Origin of the sequence: Caryophanon latum (assembly GCF_001700325.1) — a bacterium.
Classification (GTDB): Bacteria; Bacillota; Bacilli; order Bacillales_A; family Planococcaceae; genus Caryophanon; species Caryophanon latum.
The window spans coordinates 52262-68089 of sequence record NZ_MATO01000022.1 but is presented as its reverse complement, the minus strand read 5'-3'; the positions used below and the strand labels follow the sequence as shown (position 1 = coordinate 68089).

Below are 15828 nucleotides of genomic sequence, written 5' to 3'. Positions count from 1 at the left end.
TGTTGCACCTCCTTGATTGGTACTGTCATGAATATTAAAGAACTTCTGGAGCAAGAGAAACGATTTTCATGAAGTTGCCATCACGTAATTCACGTGCAACTGGTCCGAAAATACGAGTTCCGCGTGGTGACTTATCATCTTTAATGATTACGCATGCGTTTTCATCAAATTTGATGTAAGTACCATCTTTACGGCGAGCGCCAGATTTAGTGCGAACGATAACAGCCTTAACAACGTCGCCTTTCTTGACAACGCCACCTGGTGTTGCTTTCTTAACTGTACATACAACGATATCACCGATGTTTGCAGTTTTACGTCCAGAACCACCAAGTACTTTGATCGTTAAAACTTCACGTGCACCTGAGTTGTCAGCAACTTTCATACGACTTTCTTGTTGGATCACTTAGGTTACCTCCCTTCGGAACTTATATTTCCGAAATAGTTATTAAATAATAACCGCTTTTTCTACTACTTCAACTAAACGGAAGCGTTTAGTAGCTGATAGCGGGCGAGTTTCCATGATACGTACGATATCACCGATTTTCGCAGTGTTTAACTCATCATGAGCTTTGAACTTTTTCGAGTATTTTACACGCTTACCATAAAGCTTGTGCTTTTTATGAGTCTCAACTAAAACAGTTACAGTTTTGTCCATTTTATCTGAAACGACACGGCCCGTGTAAACTTTGCGTTGGTTACGCTCAGTCATGCCTGAAAACCTCCTTCTTTATCAGTTATTATGCACTGATTTCTCTTTCGCGAATCACAGTTTTCATACGCGCAATCGCTTTACGAACTTCACGAATGCGAGCTGTGTTTTCTAATTGACCAGTCGCCAATTGGAAGCGAAGGTTGAAAAGCTCTTCTTTCAGTGATTTTACTTGTAATTCAATTTCAGAAGTGGCAAGGTCACGGATTTCATTAGCTTTCATTAGATTCACCACCAGTTTCTTGACGTTTTACAATCTTACATTTAACAGGAAGCTTATGTGATGCTAAACGAAGTGCTTCACGTGCGATCTCTTCAGATACACCAGCAATTTCGAACATTACTTTTCCTGGTTTTACTACTGCTACCCAGCCTTCAGGAGAACCTTTACCAGAACCCATGCGGACTTCTAGAGGTTTTTTCGTATAAGGCTTATGAGGGAAGATTTTGATCCAAACTTTACCGCCACGTTTCATGTAACGTGTCATAGCGATACGTGCAGATTCGATCTGACGGTTTGTAATCCAAGATGCAGTTTGAGCTTGTAAACCAAACTCACCGAAAGTTACTTCTTTACCGCCTTTAGCTTCACCACGCATGTTACCACGGTGTTCACGACGATATTTTACGCGTTTTGGTAATAACATCTTATTTGCCTCCTTCCACAGACTTCTTAACTGGAAGGACTTCACCACGATAGATCCATACTTTAATGCCTAGCTTACCGTAAGTAGTATCAGCTTCAGCATGTGCATAATCAATGTCAGCACGTAAAGTATGAAGTGGAACAGTTCCTTCACTATAGTGTTCAGCACGAGCAATGTCTGCTCCGCCTAAACGACCAGATACTTGAGTTTTAATACCTTTAGCACCAGCGCGCATTGTGCGTTGGATTGCTTGTTTTTGAGCACGGCGGAATGAAGCGCGGTTCTCAAGTTGACGAGCGATGTTTTCAGCTACTAATTTCGCATCTAAATCTGCACGTTTAATTTCAACGATGTTGATGTGTACACGCTTACCAGTTAAATCAGATAAGAATTTACGTAAGTTTTCAACTTCCGTACCACCTTTACCGATTACCATACCTGGTTTCGCAGTGTGAATTGTAATGTTAACACGATTTGCTGCGCGTTCGATTTCTACTTTAGAAATAGAAGCGTCTTTTAAGTTCTTCTCGATATGGTTACGAACTTTGATATCTTCGTGTAAAAGAGTTGCATAGTCCTTCTCAGCGTACCATTTTGACTCCCAGTCACGAATGACACCAACACGTAAGCCTATTGGATGTACCTTTTGACCCACGGATTATCCCTCCTTCTTCTCAGATACCACTAAAGTGATGTGGCTAGTGCGTTTGTTAATTGCCGATGCACGACCTTGTGCACGCGGACGGAAACGTTTTAATGTTGGACCTTCGTCAACAAAAACCTCAGAAACAACTAAGTTGTTTACATCTAAGTCATAGTTATGCTCAGCGTTTGCAACTGCAGATTTTAATACTTTCTCAACGACTGGAGACGCCGCTTTTGGAGTATGACGTAAAATTGCAACTGCTTCACCAATTTGCTTACCACGAATTAAGTCAACTACTAAGCGAACTTTACGAGGAGCAATACGTACTGTGCGAGCGATAGCTTTAGCTTGTGTCATTAGGATTTACCTCCTCTCAAAATTAGCGTCTTGTTTTCTTGTCGTCTGCACCGTGACCTTTGTAAGTACGAGTTGGCGCGAATTCACCAAGCTTGTGACCTACCATATCTTCCGTTACGTATACAGGAACGTGTTTACGTCCGTCATATACTGCGATAGTTAAACCGATAAAGTTCGGGAAGATTGTAGAACGGCGAGACCAAGTTTTAATAACTTGTTTTTTCTCAGAAGCCTCTTGTGCTACCACTTTATTCATTAAGTGATCATCGACAAAAGGACCTTTCTTTAAGCTGCGACCCATTTAGGAACCTCCCTCCGTGATTCCACCACGGCTCTCGAATAGAACCGTAGTTCAATCACATTATTTTTTACGTCCGCGAATAATAAATTTCGATGATTTATTTTTCTTTTTACGTGTTTTATAACCAAGAGCTGGTTTGCCCCATGGTGTCATTGGAGATTTACGTCCGATTGGAGAACGTCCTTCACCACCACCGTGTGGGTGATCGTTAGGGTTCATTACAGAACCACGAACTGTTGGGCGTTTACCTAACCAACGAGAACGACCTGCTTTACCGATGTTGATAAGTTCGTGTTGCTCGTTACCAACTTGACCGATTGTAGCACGGCAAGTAGCTAAGATTAAGCGAACTTCACCAGATTGTAGACGTACGATAACGTATTTGCCTTCACGACCTAATACTTGTGCTGATGTACCAGCAGAACGTACTAATTGTCCACCTTTACCAGGTTTCATTTCTACGTTATGGATAGTAGTACCCATTGGAATGTTTGCTAATGGTAATGCGTTACCTACTTTAATGTCCGCATCAGAACCAGAAACGATCACTTGACCTACTTCTAATCCTTTTGGAGCTAAGATGTAACGTTTTTCACCGTCAGCGTAGTTAATTAATGCGATATTCGCAGAGCGGTTAGGATCATACTCGATTGTAGCAACTTTACCTGGGATACCATCTTTAAGACGTTTGAAGTCGATGATACGGTATTGCTTCTTATGACCACCACCGTGATGACGAACAGTAATTTTACCTTGGTTATTACGACCAGCTTTGCGAGTTTTTGGAGCTAATAAAGACTTTTGTGGTTTATTAGTTGTAATCTCAGCAAAGTCAGATGACGTCATATTACGACGACCATTTGAGGTTGGCTTATACTTTTTAATCGCCATGTGTTTTCCCTCCTTCTTGAATGTTCAATTCTTATTTAAAAGAAATTACATTTCGAATAATTCGATATCTTTTGATTCAGCAGTTAACGTAACGATTGCTTTACGGCGTTTGTTAGTTAAACCTGTGTAACGGCCAACGCGTTTCTTTTTACCTTTGTAGTTCATTACGTTTACGTTCGCAACTGAAACTTCAAAGATTTCTTCGATAGCGTGTTTAACCTGAGTTTTTGTAGCGCGAGTATCTACTTCAAAAGTATATTTTTTCTCTGCTAGTAGTTCAGAAGAACGCTCAGTAATGACCGGACGTTTGATAATATCACGTGCTTCCATTATCCAAGCACCTCCTCAACTTTTTCTACTGCAGCTTTAGTGAATACTACTGTATCGTGACCTACTAAGTCTAATACGTTGATTCCTGTAGCTGATACTACTGTAACGCCTTGAATGTTGCTCGCAGATTTAACTACGTTCTCTTCTAATTCAGCAGTTACGAATAATGCTTTTGATTCGATTGATAATGCTTTTAACACTTCAACGAATGCTTTTGTTTTTGGTGCTTCAAATGTTAAAGCATCTAAAACTACTACTTTTTGTTCTAACACTTTAGCTGATAAAGCTGATTTAAGAGCTAAGCGACGAACTTTCTTTGGTAATTTGTAAGAGTAGCTACGTGGAGTAGGACCGAATACAATACCACCACCACGCCATTGTGGAGAGCGGATCGAACCTTGACGAGCACGACCAGTCCCTTTTTGACGCCATGGCTTACGACCACCACCAGCAACTTCAGAACGGTTTTTCACTTTGTGATTACCTTGACGTAGAGAAGCGCGTTGAGCGATTACTGCGTCGAATAATACAGCTTCGTTTGGTGTGATTCCGAAAATCGCATCGTTTAATTCGATTTCACCAACTGAAGCACCTGTTTGACTAAGTACTGAAACCTTTGTCATTCCTGTTTCCTCCTTTCTTCGAGAAATTATTTAGATTTTACTGCAGTTTTCACTGCAACAAGAGCTTTTTTAGAACCAGGAACATTACCTTTAACTAATAGTAAGTTGCGTTCAACATCAACCTTAACGATTTCAAGGTTTTGGATTGTTACAACTGTACCACCCATTTGACCAGGTAATTTCTTTTGTTTGAATACGCGGTTCGGAGCAACTGGACCCATTGAACCTGGACGACGGTGGTAACGAGAACCGTGGGCCATAGGACCACGAGATTGACCATGGCGTTTAATTACACCTTGGAAACCTTTACCTTTAGTAACACCTGTTACATCTACTACATCGCCTTCTGCGAATACTTCTACCTTGACTTCTTGACCAACTTCGTACTCCTCAACGTTTACGTTGCGGAACTCACGAATGAAGCGCTTAGGAGCAGTGTTTGCTTTTGCTACGTGACCTTGTTCAGGTTTGTTAGATAACTTAACTCGTTTATCTTCGAAACCAACTTGGATTGCTTCGTAACCATCAGTATCAACAGTTTTCTTTTGTAAAACTACGTTTGGAGCAGCTTCGATAACTGTTACTGGGATTAAGTCGCCGTTTTCAGCGAACACTTGAGTCATACCAATTTTTCTACCTAAGATTCCTTTAGCCATTTGTCACACCTCCTGTAAGTTTAGAAAAAATAATTTATTGTTTTTTACCATTAAAGTTTGATTTCGATGTCAACGCCTGATGGTAAATCAAGTTTCATTAACGCATCAACAGTTTGTGGTGTTGGGTTAACGATATCGATTAAACGTTTGTGCGTACGCATCTCGAATTGCTCACGAGAATCTTTGTACTTGTGTACTGCTCGTAAGATTGTGTAAACTGAGCGCTCAGTTGGTAACGGAATCGGACCTGATACACTAGCACCAGAACGTTTCGCTGTTTCAACGATTTTCTCAGCAGACTGATCTAAAATACGGTGATCATACGCTTTTAAACGGATACGAATCTTTTGTTTTGCCATAATTTCCCCTCCTCTTCGCCTATTTACTAGACATTCTCCACGAAAATTCTCCGTCACACTCGCCATGGCAAAGCGGCCGGGTGTGTCGGCAACCTCTCGCTTCATCGCAGTCAAAGACCAACATTCAACATTATACATAATAAAAAAAGAATATGCAATAGCTTTTGCGTAATTCTTTTTAGAAATGTTGAAGTTGTTTTTTACGATGTTTATATACCGCTCTTTTTGAGCCGTTTCCTAGTATATAAGAGTCCAATCATTAAAGCAACTGTAAAGGTCACGTAAATATATAAATAAAATATTCAGACTAATCTTACAATCATAACGTGACAGCTCCTACATTCAAACAAAAGGTTGAACAAAAACGTAGCATCGGAATCATTCAATTTTCCGATGCTACGTTTTAGGTACGTTACTATGCGATTGCAATCATGTCTGTTGATTAGCCAGTTAATCGGCAGGAACTTATTGCAGCTCGCGTTCCTGGGGCTCGACGGCAAACACAATGTTGATCATGATGAGTCAGGAGCTTTTCGCCAAGGAGTCTCGAGGCTCGCGCTTTTCCCGCTGGAGTCCGCCTCTCGTTTCAAGCAACCTTTATGCGTCAAGCCTAGCTTACGGTGATGAACCAATTTTTTGCTAAAAACAAACAGCCGATTTCACTGTATATAAATGACTAATCAACAGACCTATTATTCGAGCAAAAGAGCGTTTTGCAAAATCTCGTCTTTTGCAAGTCCGCTTCCTCGTGACAATTAAATCGTTATCGTTACGCAATTAAAACTTCCAGCTATCTCAGTCTCTTTGTTGTTCATTACAAAGACTGGTGAATAACATTTTTATAGTAACGAATTGTTAATAATGCAAATATAGTATACATGCTAATGTACAAGCCCATCGTTACGAGTAACGGTGTCGCCATTTCGTTACCGAATAAAAACCATCCCGATTTTACAGCGAAATAACTGTGCAGCAAACCGACGATGAGCGGCACACCGAAATTAAACAGCTGCTTGTACATAATGCCACGTAAAATTTCCTGTTCCGTAAAGCCAATTTTCCGCATTACCGTGTACGAAGCCATTTCTTCATCTGCTTCCGACATTTGTTTAAAATATAAAATGCTGCCGGTCGCTAATAAAAACGCAAGCCCAAGAAATGCCGTTACGAAAATTGTCGTGCCGTACAAGTTTAAATTTTCCTGCTGTGTAGCAATAAGTGAATTAAGCTTATCACCGTCTTCATTCAATACGTCCGCACCTGTCGTTTTATACAGTTGCTCGATTTGTTGTTGGTGCTCATCATTTTTTAATGTAATGGCCGTTTGTGTAAAAATCGCTCTCTCTACATCTAACTGCTCAAAGCGCAAATATAACTCATCTGGCACGACTAGCACCGGGCCACCTGCTGTCACACGCCATGTTAATAACGTATCATCATTTATATGCTTTACTTTGATCGGCATTGCTTCGTCTCCGATATAAAGCTTCGTTTCAGTCCCTTCCTCAATCGGCATCGAGCTCGACATAAAGCCGCTATAAGACGTAACGACTATTTCATTAGATGCAAGCTCTACATCCGGTGCTAAATGTTTATAATCCGATAGCGGGACAATCATCACTTCGCTGCGATCCTCGTTCAAATATTGTATAACATCCTCCGAAAGAAACGCGCTCGATTCGATTTCTCCGGTCGCAATGCGCGTCGTTTTCAAATCGTACGGCACGTTTAACGCATCAAGCTCACGTAAAAATGCTTCTTCTCGACCATTTACTGCTACGTAATCTCCCGGCGTTTCGATCGCTGCATCCGTCTCACTCGAATAATAACTAATGTAAGACAATGTTGTAATAGCTAACGACACTGCAGTCAATACTGTAATTAACGTGAGCGATTTTGAATTTTCCTTCATCCGATGCATAATCGGGGTTAGCGCCAGTACGTCCGCTAGCTTTAAATGCCCTTTTTTGCTCATGCGAATAATATTGAACACAAACGCAACCGAGAAACGGAACACGAGAAATGTCCCGCCAATTGTTGCCGCTAAAATGATGAGCATATTGTTTAGCAACTCCATCGGGTCTTCAAACAATATTGTACTTTTATAGTAGCCGTAAACAATGAACGCAATTCCGATTGCACCGAGCACCATTTGCCACGAGCTAAAGCTTTTCACCCGCTCGTCTGCTTGCTTTGATACATTGAATAAATGAAGTAACGTCGACCTACGAACAATCCACGCCATTTGCAATAAAATGATGACTAATAGCACGCTAAACATGATTGCCGTATGCAACACCGCTTCTTTGCTAAACGTCATCGCCACGACCGCATCAAACTGCAGCACTTTCAATAAAATCATCGCAAACAATCTTGAACTCAATAACCCGACCACCATACCGACTAACACCGCGCCGACAAGTAGCATTATATTTTCTAATGCGATCAAACGAATAACGAGCCCCTTCGTCATACCGATTAACTGATACAAACCAATTTCTTTACTGCGTCGACGCATAAATAAATGATTGGCATATAATACGAAAATTAGTACGATGACATATAGCATGTACGACGCTGCCTCAAAACCTGATGTAGCTGTTCCACTAGCAGCCGTCGCTTCGATAACAGACGGATTGTATTGCAGCGTTTCGAATGAGAAAAACAATACGACACTAAAAATTAAAGCAAAAAAGTATAAGTAATAGTGCTTTATATTTTTTTGCATGCTTCGAAATACGAGCTGGCTAAGCTTCACGATGCCCACCACCTAAAACGCTTTGTGTATTTAAAATTTGCTGAAAAAACTGCGTGCGCGATTTATCCCCTTTGTAAAGCTCTGTATAAATTTGCCCGTCCTTCAAAAACAACACGCGCGAGCAAAAGCTAGCTGCAACCGCATCATGTGTCACCATCATAATCGTCACATTTTTTTCTTCGTTAATCGCACTTAAATTTTCAAGTAGCGCTGACGCTGATGTCGAGTCGAGCGCTCCAGTCGGCTCATCGGCAAACACTAGCGACGGGTTCGTAATTAATGCTCGTGCTGCTGACGTGCGCTGCTTTTGCCCTCCCGAAATTTCACTCGGGTATTTATGCAAAATATTCGCGATGTGTAAAATGTGCACAATTTCCTGCAGCTTCGTCTCCGCTACGACGCGTGATGTGCGCCCAATCGATAACGGTAATAAAATATTTTCCTTCACCGTTAATGTGTCCAATAAATTGTAGTCTTGAAAAATGAAGCCGAGCTCTTCTCTACGAAATTGGGCAAGCTCCTTTTCCTTCATCGATTGCAATGTGCGACCGTTAATGTCGACTAAACCGTCCGTCACTTGATCAATCGAGCATAAAACGTTCAGCAACGTCGTTTTCCCTGAGCCAGACGGACCCATAATGCCGACGAACTCCCCTTGTTCAACCTCTACGTCAATTCCTTTTAACACTTCCTGCTGCAATGCTCGTTTACCGTATGATTTACGCACTTTTCTTGCGACTAAAATTGCCATGTCCATCACTCCTTATGTAAGTATCATACACGTTGACCTAACATTCAATCGTTCGATTAACATGACAAAAACGTTTAGTAGGTGACAATTCCGTCACTTACTAAACGTTTTCATATACGTATCCTCATTAGTAAACTGCACGTGCACCGTCGTCCCATTCGCCACCTCGGACGTAATCGACACATGCAAATGTAACGCATCGGCTACTTGCTTCACTAAATAAAGTCCCATTCCTGTTGCGGCACTTTTTTCGCGACCGAGCGTCCCCGTATATGACTTTCGAAAAACGCGCGGTAAATCTTCCGCCGCAATTCCGACGCCACGATCTTCTACGTGCAACGTAATGCAACCGTCGTGCAACGTCGTATATATGCGAATTTGCTGTCCACAGTCGCTATACTTTAAAGCGTTCGTTAGCAGCTGGCGCACAATAAAGCCAAGCCACTTCGCATCACTTATAACCTCTTCTTCTAAATTATCTAAATCAAGCTCGATTTGCTTTTCAAAAAACCAACTGCGCAACTGCTGCACTTCTTTGACAACGACTTCACGCAGTTTCACTCGCTCCATTCGATTATCTTGCTCAATGTTCACTAACCGCGTCGCATGTAACTGCTGATCGAGCAATAAATGCAGTCGCAGCCACTCATGCTGCATGCGCTCCTGTAGCTGCGGCTCGCTTATTTTATCATGTAACAATTGCATTGCTGTAAGCGGCGCCTTCATTTCATGCACCCACGCAAGCAGCTCATCATGTTTTTCAAGCAGCTGTAAATGTTGCTGACGCTTTTCAGCTAACAGCATTTGAAGCTGCTCTTTATAATTCTCTTCAATCGTTTCGTAATAATTGTTTTTAAGCTGTTCATACGTATGCATTTTTCGTTTATCAATGCTCAAGCGCACAGCACAAAATATTAGCACTACAAACAACCATACAGCATTAAAATATGTAAGCGACACACGATGAATGCCTTCATCAACGAACAATAACATATTCGTTAGTAGCTGCATAACAACGAGCAATAACAACCAGCTTCGATGCTGACGCAAAAATAACGCAATCATCGCATCACCGCCATATAGCCGAGCCCTTTTTTCGTAACGATGACATCGACGAGACCAATTTCCTCTAAGCGCTGTCTTAAACGATTGACGTTTACCGTTAACGTATTATCATTAACGAAGCGCTCATCGTCCCATAGCTTTCGCATTAGCTCCTCACGCGGCACAATTTGCCCCGCCTGCTGCACGAGCACTTTTAAAATGAACAGCTCATTTTTCGTTAACTCTACTTGTTGCTCCTCATACTTTACAACGGCACGATCGTATTGAATGGACGCCCCACACCATTGATCCGTATCGCTCTGTACTTCCTTATAATCATACGTACGGCGCAGCAATGCTTGCACTTTCGCAACGAGCACGTCCATATGAAACGGTTTTTGCATAAAATCGTCCGCCCCTAGCTGCATCGCCATAACCATATCCATCGGGTGATCGCGCGACGATAAAAACAAAATTGGCACGTTCGACTGCATGCGAATTTCTCGACACCAATGAAAGCCGTCGTACACCGGTAACTGTATATCAATAATAACTAGCTGTGGTTCCTCTCGCTGAAATTGCTGCTGCACGTCCGCAAAATCTGTTACACCGACGACGTCAAGCTTCCACTGGGCAAAACGCTCCTCAATTAACGTCATAATCGATAGATCATCCTCTATTATGAAAATTTTCATATTGTCCCCCTACTGTTCATCATTTTCTTCATCATACCACGCGAGACGAACGTCCAAAACTTTGCATATTTGCTATAATTAAAGTTCATCACGTAAACTAAAGCGACTGCATGAAAAAGGCAGGCACATTAAGTTATCATGAAAAGCTATAATGAACTAGGTCTGTTCATTAACTACCTTTATGCAGTAACAAAACAGAAATAAATGCTGCATTGTATGGCAGTGCGCGTGTGGCGAGACTCCCTGGATAAAAACATGAGCTTGAAACTACAAGTTCATGCCATACCCTAAAAGATTTATATGCGACGAGTAACTACAGGAGCGAGCCGCAATACGCGAAATGCCAGCTGAATGGCTAATCAATGCACTTGTTAATTCACAATCATATAGACAAAGGAAGTGCTCATATGGATCTTCGTCAGCTCGAATATTTTGTCGAGGTCGCCAAGCAGCTTAGCTTCACAAAAGCCGCCGCTATTCTCCACGTCTCCCAGCCATCGATTAGTAAAGCAATTCAAAACTTCGAGGCAGAGCTCGGCGTGCCACTGTTTTATCGCTCATCGAAACAACTAGAACTAACCGATGCTGGGCAAGCTGTTCTCGTCAATGCATTACAAGTACTCGCATCGTTTAAAAATATGCGCTCTGAACTCACTGACTTAATGGAGCTAAAAAAAGGACGCATTCGCATCGGCATTCCACCTATTGTCGGCGCAGAATTTTTTTCAAAGCTTATTACATACTACAAAGAAGCGTTCCCGTACATCGAAATTTCACTCGATGAAGTCGGCACAAAACGCATTCGCCAAGACATTGACGCAGGCGAACTCGATATCGGGCTCGTTTGCAGCATTCACTCCACGAACGAAAACTTAGCGGTCATTCCATTTTTAAAGGACCCGCTACAGCTTATCGTCCATGAAAGTCACCCGCTCGCCAACGAATCGTCCATTACGATGGCACAGTTGCAGCATGAAACGTTCATTATGTATCGCAAAGACTTCGTGCTATACGACCGCATTATTGAAGAGTGCTCCAAAAATGGCTTCTTCCCAGCAATCGCCTGTGAGACGACGCAAAAAGATTTATTTATCGAGCTCGTCCACGCTAAAGTCGGCATCGCACTACTTCCTGCAAAAATCGCCGCGAAAATCCCGTACCAAGACATTAAGCGCATCTCCTTCCACCAGCAACCGATTCGACTGGAACTCGGCATCACATGGAAGAAAAACAAATACTTGCCGTTTGCCGTACGTGAATTTATCGAGCTATCGAAACGGTTCACGATGCAATAAAAAAGGGAGCTGCCCAATTCGGACAGCTCCCCCATTCATTATGCGTTCACTTTTTGTTTCGCTTTCGCTTCTTGACGCTTTTTGTGTAAAATCGGCTCTGTGTAACCACTTGGCTGCTCGTATCCTTTGAACACTAGCTCACGCGCTGCTTGGAACGCTACTGACTCCTCGTAGTTCGGTGCCATTGCGATGTACTCTGCATCACCTGCATTTTGCTCATCTACAACTTTCGCCATACGCTCTAACGTTTCTTGCACTTGCGCTTCTGTACAAATACCGTGGTGTAACCAGTTCGCAACGTGTTGGCTTGAAATACGTAACGTTGCACGGTCTTCCATTAAGCCAATGTTATTAATATCTGGCACTTTCGAACATCCAACACCTTGCTCTACCCAACGTACAACGTATCCTAAAATACCTTGTGCATTGTTATCAAGCTCTTGTTGAATTTCTTCAGCTGACCAGCTCGTATCCGCTGCTACTGGTAACGTTAAAATCGCATCGCGGAAATCATCAGACGTTGAAATACCTTTTTGTACTTCTTTTACGTCTACTTCATGGTAATGTGTTGCGTGTAATGTCGCCGCAGTTGGTGACGGAACCCAAGCAGTCGTCGCACCAGCTTTCGGATGTACAATTTTTTGCTCTAACATGTCAGCCATTAAGTCTGGCATTGCCCACATACCTTTACCAATTTGTGCATGACCTTGTAAGCCTGCATCTAAGCCAACAACAACGTTTGATTTTTCATATGCTTGTAACCAAGTCGATGTTTTCATTTCACCTTTTCGGATCATCGCGCCAGCTTCCATTGATGTATGGATTTCATCACCAGTACGGTCTAAGAATCCTGTGTTGATGAATACAATACGCTCTTTCACTGCATTAATACATGCTTTTAAGTTCAGTGACGTACGACGCTCTTCATCCATTACGCCGATTTTTAACGTATGGCGCTCTAGCCCAAGCACATCTTCCACACGGTTAAATAATTCGTTCGCAAATGCTACTTCCTCAGAGCCATGCATTTTCGGTTTTACAATATATACTGAGCCTTTGCGAGAGTTTTTGAATTGACCGTTATTCAGTAGCTCATGCTTTGCGATTAAGCTCGTTACAACGCCATCTAAAATACCCTCTGGCACTTCATTTCCTTGCTCATCTAATACAGCAGGGTTTGTCATTAAGTGACCTACGTTACGCACGAACATTAATGAACGGCCGTTTAACGTTACTTCTTCACCAGTTGGCGACGTGTATACACGATCTGGGTTTAACGTACGACGAACTGTTTTATCACCTTTTGCAAATGAAATTTCTAAGTCGCCTTTCATTAAGCCTAACCAGTTGCGGTACACTTCCACTTTATCTTCTGCGTCAACTGCTGCTACTGAATCTTCACAGTCCATAATTGTCGTAACCGCTGACTCTAAGTACACATCTTTTACGCCTGCTGAATCGTCTTCACCAATTGGGTGCGCACGATCAATTTGCACTTCAATATGTAAACCGTTGTTCTTGAATACGATTGCTGATGGTGCAGCTGCATCACCTTGGTAACCAACTAGCTTATCTGCATCTACTAACGTCGTTTCGCCTTGTGCAGTCATCGCTTTTAACTTGCCATCTTCAATTGCATATAACTTAACGTCTTCATGTTTCGCATTTACTAATGGAATTGCTGTATTTAAGAATGCTTTTGCACGAGCAATTACTTTTTCACCACGAATTACGTTGTAGCCTTTTCCAGCAGCCGCGCCACCTTCATCGCTAATTGCATCTGTTCCATATAAAGCATCATATAAGCTTCCCCAACGAGCATTCGCTGCATTTAATGCATAGCGCGCATTGCTTACCGGTACTACAAGCTGAGGTCCTGCCTGCACTGCGATTTCATCATCTACATTTGCAGTCGTTACGTTAAATGGTTCAACTTCTGGCTCTAAGTAACCGATACTTTGTAAAAATGACTTGTACGCATCAAAATCTGTCGTCCCTTTATTTTCTTTATGCCATGCATTAATTTTTTCTTGTAGTTCATCACGTTTAGCAAGTAACGCTTTATTTTTCGGCGCTAAATCTTGCACGATTGCCGAGAAACCATCCCAAAATGCTTCTTGTTCAACACCGCTATTTGGTAAAACTTCTCCGTTAATGAAATTCGCTAATTGCTCATCTACTTGTAATTTTCCTTGTTGTACATAATTCGACATCTATAAAACAACCCCTTTATTTATAAAAAGAACATTTTGCATCCCCATACAAATCTGTTTCCTTTGTTATGTATTATTATAATAAAATAATGGGTCATAAATAAAATACATATTTTGCATAGTCATTATGCAAAAAAGCTATATAGTGAAATATTACGCCACAATGTGAAATAGCATATTCACGTTGAACTACACTTTCTCCTATTACACCAGAGATGACGAGTACAAATTTACACAACAAAAAACCCGATCTGTAAGTTTCCTTACAGATCGGGTTCAATATTTAGTTACACGAATGTACTAAAAATTATTTTTGGATAGATGCTACTACGCCAGCGCCTACAGTACGGCCACCTTCGCGGATAGAGAATTTAGTACCTTCTTCTAAAGCGATTGGAGCGATTAATTCAACAGTCATTTCGATGTTGTCGCCAGGCATTACCATTTCTACGCCTTCTGGTAACATACAGATACCAGTTACGTCAGTCGTACGGAAGTAGAACTGTGGACGGTAGTTAGAGAAGAATGGAGTATGACGGCCACCCTCTTCTTTTGATAATACATAAACTTCAGCTTTGAAGTTAGTGTGTGGAGTAATTGAACCTGGTTTAGCTAATACTTGACCACGTTGAATATCTTCACGAGCGATACCACGTAATAAAGCACCGATGTTGTCGCCAGCTTCAGCGTAATCTAATAATTTACGGAACATTTCTACACCAGTTACAGTTGTAGTTTTAGCTTCTTCTTCGATACCGATAACTTCTACAACGTCACCAACTTTAACTTGACCACGTTCAACACGGCCAGTTGCTACTGTACCACGACCAGTGATAGAGAATACGTCCTCTACTGGCATCATGAATGGTTTGTCAGTTTGACGTTCTGGAGTTGGGATGTAAGAATCTACAGCGTCCATTAATTCCATGATTTTAGCTTCCCACTCAGGCTCGCCTTCTAAAGCTTTAAGAGCTGAACCTTTGATTACTGGAAGATCATCACCTGGGAAGTCATATTCAGATAGTAAGTCACGGATTTCCATTTCTACTAACTCTAATAATTCTTCGTCGTCAACCATATCACATTTGTTCATGAATACTACTAAGTAAGGAACACCTACTTGTTTAGAAAGTAAGATGTGCTCACGAGTTTGTGGCATTGGGCCGTCAGCAGCAGATACTACTAAGATACCGCCGTCCATTTGTGCAGCACCAGTGATCATGTTTTTAACATAGTCAGCATGTCCTGGGCAGTCAACGTGTGCGTAGTGACGAGTTGCAGTTTCATATTCAACGTGAGAAGTATTGATTGTGATACCACGCTCTTTTTCTTCTGGAGCGTTGTCAATGTCAGCGTAAGATTTAGCTTCTCCGCCCATTGCTTTTGATAATACAGTAGCGATTGCTGCTGTTAAAGTTGTTTTACCATGGTCAACGTGTCCGATTGTACCAACGTTAGCGTGGGTTTTCGAACGGTCAAATTTTTCTTTAGCCATTAGAGAAAGCCTCCTAAATTCTATGTTAGTTTTTTATGTTACAATTGATGACTTCCTA

At 41.8% G+C, this 15828-nt stretch carries 19 protein-coding genes; 1 reads left to right on the top strand and 18 read right to left on the bottom strand.

All coding sequences use genetic code 11. The features are described from left to right. Window positions 1-34: 34 nt before the first annotated feature. From rplN to A6K76_RS05550, 16 genes are all read right to left on the bottom strand, one after another. Window positions 35-403, bottom strand: coding sequence for a 50S ribosomal protein L14 (gene rplN, locus A6K76_RS05625; RefSeq protein WP_008406955.1), 369 nt, complete (start codon window positions 401-403; stop codon window positions 35-37). 42 nt (window positions 404-445) lie between these two features. Further along, window positions 446-709, bottom strand: coding sequence for a 30S ribosomal protein S17 (rpsQ, locus tag A6K76_RS05620; protein ID WP_053596062.1), 264 nt, complete (start codon window positions 707-709; stop codon window positions 446-448). A gap of 28 nt (window positions 710-737) precedes the next feature. Beyond that, entirely contained in the window at window positions 738-932 is a 195-nt protein-coding gene (gene rpmC, locus A6K76_RS05615) for a 50S ribosomal protein L29 (RefSeq protein WP_066462940.1), read from the bottom strand. Next, on the bottom strand, window positions 922-1356 hold the full coding sequence (rplP, locus tag A6K76_RS05610) for a 50S ribosomal protein L16 (RefSeq protein ID WP_066462939.1): 435 nt from the start codon (window positions 1354-1356) through the stop codon (window positions 922-924). Before rplP ends, rpmC begins: the two co-directional genes overlap by 11 nt. Before the next feature lies 1 nt (window position 1357). Beyond that, window positions 1358-2011, bottom strand: coding sequence for a 30S ribosomal protein S3 (rpsC, locus tag A6K76_RS05605; RefSeq protein WP_066462935.1), 654 nt, complete (start codon window positions 2009-2011; stop codon window positions 1358-1360). A gap of 3 nt (window positions 2012-2014) precedes the next feature. Then, window positions 2015-2359 carry a 50S ribosomal protein L22 gene (gene rplV, locus A6K76_RS05600; RefSeq protein ID WP_036200749.1) on the bottom strand — a complete coding sequence of 115 codons (345 nt, stop codon included), beginning with the start codon at window positions 2357-2359 and terminating at the stop codon, window positions 2015-2017. Window positions 2360-2381: 22 nt separating this feature from the next. Continuing rightward, the gene (gene rpsS / locus A6K76_RS05595; protein ID WP_066462933.1) at window positions 2382-2660 is read right to left on the bottom strand and encodes a 30S ribosomal protein S19; all 279 of its coding nucleotides are present in this window, start codon (window positions 2658-2660) and stop codon (window positions 2382-2384) included. 60 nt (window positions 2661-2720) lie between these two features. Beyond that, window positions 2721-3551, bottom strand: coding sequence for a 50S ribosomal protein L2 (gene rplB, locus A6K76_RS05590; RefSeq protein ID WP_066462931.1), 831 nt, complete (start codon window positions 3549-3551; stop codon window positions 2721-2723). Window positions 3552-3596: 45 nt separating this feature from the next. Further along, window positions 3597-3881 carry a 50S ribosomal protein L23 gene (gene rplW, locus A6K76_RS05585; RefSeq protein WP_066462930.1) on the bottom strand — a complete coding sequence of 95 codons (285 nt, stop codon included), beginning with the start codon at window positions 3879-3881 and terminating at the stop codon, window positions 3597-3599. Further along, complete coding sequence (gene rplD, locus A6K76_RS05580; RefSeq protein WP_066462929.1) at window positions 3881-4504, bottom strand: 50S ribosomal protein L4; 624 nt, start codon at window positions 4502-4504, stop codon at window positions 3881-3883. Before rplD ends, rplW begins: the two co-directional genes overlap by 1 nt. Before the next feature lie 26 nt (window positions 4505-4530). Next, window positions 4531-5160, bottom strand: coding sequence for a 50S ribosomal protein L3 (gene rplC / locus A6K76_RS05575; RefSeq protein WP_066462928.1), 630 nt, complete (start codon window positions 5158-5160; stop codon window positions 4531-4533). Window positions 5161-5210: 50 nt separating this feature from the next. Beyond that, window positions 5211-5519 carry a 30S ribosomal protein S10 gene (gene rpsJ, locus A6K76_RS05570; protein WP_042478628.1) on the bottom strand — a complete coding sequence of 103 codons (309 nt, stop codon included), beginning with the start codon at window positions 5517-5519 and terminating at the stop codon, window positions 5211-5213. Between the two features lie 814 nt (window positions 5520-6333). Beyond that, a complete protein-coding gene (locus tag A6K76_RS05565) occupies window positions 6334-8277 on the bottom strand; it encodes an ABC transporter permease (protein ID WP_066462923.1) in 1944 nt (647 codons plus the stop codon). Further along, on the bottom strand, window positions 8267-9028 hold the full coding sequence (locus A6K76_RS05560) for an ABC transporter ATP-binding protein (RefSeq protein ID WP_066462922.1): 762 nt from the start codon (window positions 9026-9028) through the stop codon (window positions 8267-8269). The genes A6K76_RS05565 and A6K76_RS05560 overlap by 11 nt, the downstream gene beginning before the upstream one ends. 93 nt (window positions 9029-9121) lie before the next feature. After that, window positions 9122-10093 (bottom strand): sensor histidine kinase, encoded by a 972-nt coding sequence (locus A6K76_RS05555; protein WP_066462921.1) that lies wholly within the window; start codon window positions 10091-10093, stop codon window positions 9122-9124. After that, window positions 10090-10767 (bottom strand): response regulator transcription factor, encoded by a 678-nt coding sequence (locus A6K76_RS05550; RefSeq protein WP_066462920.1) that lies wholly within the window; start codon window positions 10765-10767, stop codon window positions 10090-10092. Before A6K76_RS05550 ends, A6K76_RS05555 begins: the two co-directional genes overlap by 4 nt. A gap of 407 nt (window positions 10768-11174) precedes the next feature. Here A6K76_RS05550 and A6K76_RS05545 point away from each other — a divergent pair, with 407 nt between their 5' ends. Continuing rightward, on the top strand, window positions 11175-12062 hold the full coding sequence (locus tag A6K76_RS05545) for a LysR family transcriptional regulator (RefSeq protein WP_066462918.1): 888 nt from the start codon (window positions 11175-11177) through the stop codon (window positions 12060-12062). 38 nt (window positions 12063-12100) lie between these two features. Here the strand turns inward: A6K76_RS05545 and A6K76_RS05540 are convergent, their stop codons facing one another. Further along, a complete protein-coding gene (locus A6K76_RS05540) occupies window positions 12101-14275 on the bottom strand; it encodes a malate synthase G (protein WP_066462916.1) in 2175 nt (724 codons plus the stop codon). Between the two features lie 307 nt (window positions 14276-14582). Beyond that, the gene (gene tuf / locus A6K76_RS05535; RefSeq protein WP_066462914.1) at window positions 14583-15770 is read right to left on the bottom strand and encodes an elongation factor Tu; all 1188 of its coding nucleotides are present in this window, start codon (window positions 15768-15770) and stop codon (window positions 14583-14585) included. Between the last annotated feature and the right edge of the window lie 58 nt (window positions 15771-15828).